General features: G+C 64.4%; 1 protein-coding gene. It reads right to left on the reverse strand.

Annotated elements, in window-relative coordinates:
• Nucleotides 1-1124: catalase (locus V9L17_RS21225; protein ID WP_337352798.1), on the reverse strand; the 1124-nt coding region annotated here is incomplete at its 3' end.
• Between the last annotated feature and the right edge of the window lies 1 nt (nucleotide 1125).

A 1125-nucleotide genomic window follows, 5' to 3' on the forward strand; every position in this document is an offset into this window, starting at 1 on the left:
GGGGCGTTGAACAGGTAGCGTCCGGCGCCGTCCTGGCTGTAGTTGTTGACCTGGTTCCTGGGCTGGTTTACCGGGATCTGGGCGTGGTTGGTGCCCACGCGGTAGCGGTGTGCGTCGGCGTAGGAGAAGATGCGGGCCTGGAGCATTTTGTCCGGGGACGCGGCGATGCCGGGCACGAAGTTCGAGGGCGCGAAGGTGGCCTGTTCGATCTGCGCGAAGTAGTTCTCCGGGTTCTTGTTCAGTTCCATGGTGCCGACCTTGATCAGCGGGTAGTCCGCGTGCGGCCAGACCTTGGTGAGGTCGAAGGGGTTGAAGCGGTAGGTCTTGGCGTCCTCGTAGGGCATGACCTGGACGTGCAGGTCCCAGGACGGGAAGTTGCCGGCGTCGATGTTTTCGGCGAGGTCGCGGATGTAGAAGTCCGCGTCGGATCCGGCCAGCTCTTCGGCCTGCTCGCCGGTGATGGTCTTGACGCCCTGGTTGGACTTGAAGTGGTACTTGACCCAGAAACGTTCGCCCGCGGCGTTGATCCACTGGTAGGTGTGTGAGCCGTAGCCCTGCATTTCACGCCAGGAGGCCGGCAGGCCGCGGTCGCCCATGAGCCAGGTGACCTGGTGCGCGGATTCGGGGGACAGGGTCCAGAAGTCCCACTGCATGTCGGCGTCGCGCAGGTGGGTGCCCGGGAGGCGCTTCTGGGAGTGGATGAAGTCCGGGAACTTGATGCCGTCGCGGATGAAGAAGACCGGGGTGTTGTTGCCCACGAGGTCGTAGTTGCCCTCGGAGGTGTAGAACTTCACGGCGAAGCCGCGGGGATCGCGCCAGGTGTCCGGGGAGCCGTTCTCGCCCGCGACGGAGGAGAACCGGATCAGCATCTCGGTCTCGGCGCCGGGCTGGAGGAACGCGGCCTTGGTGTAGGCAGAGATGTCCTCGGTGGCCGTGAACGTACCGAACGCGCCGCCGCCCTTGGCGTGTACTACGCGCTCGGGCACCCGCTCGCGGTTGAACTGGGCGAGCTTTTCGACCAGGTAGTGGTCAGTCAGGATGATGGCACCGTCGGCACCAACTGACTTCGAATGCGCGTCGGACGTAACCGGCGCACCTGACTGGGTCGTTGAAATGGCAGTCATT

This window comes from Pseudarthrobacter sp. CCNWLW207, assembly GCF_037203945.1.
Lineage (GTDB): Bacteria > Actinomycetota > Actinomycetes > Actinomycetales > Micrococcaceae > Arthrobacter.